The sequence below is a fragment of the Bordetella petrii genome (genome assembly GCF_020991325.1).
GTDB classification, from domain to species: Bacteria; Pseudomonadota; Gammaproteobacteria; order Burkholderiales; family Burkholderiaceae_B; genus Bordetella_A; species Bordetella_A petrii_E.
Genome location: NZ_JAJMLX010000385.1, coordinates 1 through 3,297, shown reverse-complemented (window position 1 = coordinate 3,297; position 3,297 = coordinate 1). Strand labels below are relative to the sequence as shown.

Sequence of the window (3,297 nt, the reverse complement as noted above, 5' to 3'; positions counted from 1 at the left end):
ATGCGGTGGTGTTCGACCTGGAGGACAGCGTGCCGCCCGACCGCAAGGCGCACGCCCGCGACTGCGTGGCCCGGGCGTTGCGCGCCTTGCCTGCCCAGGGCCCGGAGCGTTGCGTGCGCATCAACGGGTTGGACACGGACGACGCCCTGCAGGACTTGCGGGCCCTGCCATTGGCCTGCGTGGATTCCATCATGGTGCCCAAGGTGGAATCGCCGGACACGCTGCTTGCGCTGGATGCGCGGCTGGCCGAACTGGAGACGGCCCAGGGGCGAGGGCAGCCGCTGGATCTGATCGTGATGCTGGAAACACCGCGCGGGATTCTGCGCGCCCTGCCCATCGCCGATGCCTGCCGGCGCACCACGGCGCTGTTTTTCGGGTCGGGGGACTATACGTCGGCATTGGGCGCGTCCGTGGAAGACGCCACCCTGCATTACCCGCGTTCGGTGGTGGCGGCGGCGGCCGCCGCCGCCGGCCTGGCGGCCATCGATGCTGCCTACTTCCTGGACGTGAAGGACCCCGAGGCAGCCCGGCGCGACGCGGACACCGCGCGCCGGCTGGGCTTTGGCGGCAAGGTGGTTTTTCATCCCAGCCAGGTCGATCCGGTCAACGCAGTGTTCACGCCTGGCGACGCCCAGATCGACCGGGCGCGCCGCATCGTGGCGGCTTACGAGGCCGGCTTGCGCAGCGGGCATGGCACGGGGGTGGTCGACGGGGTTTTCGTCGCGGTGGACCTGGTGCCGCCAGCGCGCCGCCTGCTGGCGCGCGCCCAGGCCATCGAAGCGCGCCGGCTACAGGGCTGACGGGCATCCTGGCATTTTTCATGGAGTTCCATTCATGACACATTCCGTTCCCCTGCGCCTGCACCGTTCCGAGCTGGCGGTGCCGGCCAGCCGTCCGCAGTTCTTCGCGAAGGCGGCAACCAGTGCCGCCGACGTGGTGTTCCTGGACCTGGAGGACGCCGTGGCGCCGCAGCTGAAGGCGCAGGCGCGCGGCCAGGCCATCGCGGCGCTCAATGAAATAGATTGGGGCGCAAAGACGCTGGCCGTGCGGGTCAACGGGCTGGACACGCCGTGGGCGCTGGAAGACATCGTGGACGTGGCGCGCCAGGCTCCCCGGCTGGACTTGGTCCTGCTGCCCAAGGCTGGGTCGGCCTTCGACGTGCAGTTCGTGGACCAGGCCCTGGCGCTGATCGAACGCGAGACCGGCCGTGCCAAGCGCACCGGCATCGAAGTGCTGATCGAGACCGCGCGCGGCGTAGCCAATGTCGAAGCCATTGCGGCCAGCTCCAGCCGCCTGGAAGCCATGATTTTCGGGGTGGGCGATTACACCGTGGACATGCGCACTTACGACCCGGTGTTCGGCACGCCCAGCCCGCGCTACGCCGTCCTGACGCATGGGCAGGACGGCGCGCGCGAGCGGCACTGGAACGACCAGTGGCATTTCGCGATGGCGCGTATTGCCAACGCCTGCCGCGCTTGCGGGCTGCGGCCTGTCGACGGGCCGTTCACGGACTACGGCGATGCCGAGGGCTTCCGTGCGTGCGCGCAGCGTGCCGCGGCGCTGGGGTTCGAAGGCAAGTGGGCGATTCATCCAACCCAGGTCGGGCTGGCCAACGAAGCGTTCTCGCCCACGCCCGAACAGCAGGCCTGGGCCTCGCGCATCCGCGGCATGATCGATGCATCCAACCGCCAGGGCCAGGGCGCGGTGGGCGATGGCGGCGTGCTGGTCGATATGGCGCACCTGAAGCAGGCCGACGCCATTGCGCAACGCCAGGCGCTGATCGAGCGGCAGGCCGGGCAGGGGGCGCGGTGAGCGCGGCCGATCCGGTGCCGGCCATTGCCGAGGCCGATGCCACCGGCGAATTGGCGGCCCTGTACCAGGACATCCGGGTTACCTTGAACGTGCCGTTCGTGAACCTGGTGTGGCGCCACCTGGCAACGATCCCGGGCGCGCTGCCGTGGACATGGGCCAGTGTGCGGCCGCTGTATGCGCTGCCGCTTTTCGATGACGCCGCCGATGCCCTGGCGCGCGTGCCGGAACTGGACGTGGCGGTCGAGCCTTGCCTGCCCGATGCCCTGCAGCTGGTGGGCATCGACGCAAGCCAGCAGCGGCAGATCGGCAGTTTGCTGGCCGATTACGGACATGCCAACGCACGTGCGCTGTTGGCGCTGTTGGCGGCCGGCGCGCGGCTGGCCGATTCCGCCGCATGCCGCACACCGCCTGCGCAGGCCGTGGCGGGCGCGGCATCTGTACCGGGTGTGCGCGGCACCCGCGTGCCAGGGGCGCACCTGGCCCTGCCCGGCCTGGATGCACTGTCGCCGGCCATGCTGCAGGTGATCCGCACGTTGAATAGTTATGGGCAGATTGCCGACACCGCCATTGTCGGCAGCCTGTATCGCCACCTGGCTCATTGGCCGGGCTTCCTGGCATTGGCATGCACCGCCCTGGCGCAACCGCAGCGCGGCGGCGTGCTGCAAGCGGCCGTGCGCCGTACGCTGGGCGATGCCCAAGTCGCCGCGCGCCAATTGCCCCTGCCTGACGTGGACGCTGGCGCCCTGGAGCCTACCGCGCGCGCCGCCGCCATGGCGTCGCTGGCCGCTTTCACCAGCCAGGCCATCAGCCGCATGGTCGTGATGGGCTACGCCATGCAGCGTCTGCTGCCCCCGCCCTGAAACCGCGGCGAAGGTGCCGGGCACTTTGCGTGTCCGACACCGGACAGGGTTCCACACCCTCGGGCACGATACTTGCGTACCTTCCCGCACCCCATTGCCCCGCCCGGTCGATGGCAGCCGGATGGAGCGTTATGCAAAGACAGAAGAATCCCGATCTATTACCGCCCGAGCCCTCTGTGGACGAGCGGCAACCGCCCCTGCTGGCGCCGGATCGGGTTGCGTTGTTCCTGGACATGGACGGCACGCTGGCCGGGATCCGGTCCGATCCGGACCTGGTGGCCATTCCGCATGCCACGCTGGATGCCTTGCAACGGCTCGATCGCGCCCTGGATGGCGCGCTGGCTATTGTGTCGGGCCGCCCGGGCGCGGACCTGGACCGCCTGCTGCACCCCCTGGTGTTGCCCCACGCCGCGGGCCATGGCGCGGAACGACGCGATCGGGACGGCACCGTGGTACAGGCACCCGTCGCGCCCAGCCTGGATGCCGTGCATGCCGGACTGCAGGCGCGCGTGGCCGACTGGCCTGGCGTCTGGATAGAACCCAAGGGCCACGGGCTGGCGGTGCATGCGCTGATGATCGCGCTGTTCGTATCCATCACCGTGCCGGTCACCAACATCTTCCTGAT

General features: G+C 69.7%; 4 protein-coding genes. All 4 read left to right on the top strand.

Features of this window, described 5'->3' with window-relative positions:
- On the top strand, positions 1 to 800 hold an 800-nt coding region (locus LPZ50_RS23335; protein ID WP_230665245.1), incomplete at its 5' end, for an HpcH/HpaI aldolase/citrate lyase family protein.
- 34 nt (positions 801 to 834) lie between these two features.
- The gene (locus LPZ50_RS23330; RefSeq protein WP_230665244.1) at positions 835 to 1,812 is read left to right on the top strand and encodes an HpcH/HpaI aldolase/citrate lyase family protein; all 978 of its coding nucleotides are present in this window, start codon (positions 835 to 837) and stop codon (positions 1,810 to 1,812) included.
- The gene (locus LPZ50_RS23325; protein ID WP_230665243.1) at positions 1,809 to 2,672 is read left to right on the top strand and encodes a hypothetical protein; all 864 of its coding nucleotides are present in this window, start codon (positions 1,809 to 1,811) and stop codon (positions 2,670 to 2,672) included. The genes LPZ50_RS23330 and LPZ50_RS23325 overlap by 4 nt, the downstream gene beginning before the upstream one ends.
- A gap of 131 nt (positions 2,673 to 2,803) precedes the next feature.
- The coding region (otsB, locus tag LPZ50_RS23320) for a trehalose-phosphatase (RefSeq protein ID WP_230665242.1) at positions 2,804 to 3,297 on the top strand (494 nt) is incomplete at its 3' end.

Coding starts and splice junctions, on each gene's coding strand:
- LPZ50_RS23330 (WP_230665244.1), top strand. CDS start 835: ATGACACATTCCGTTCCCCTGCGCCTGCACCGTTCCGAGCTGGCGGTG.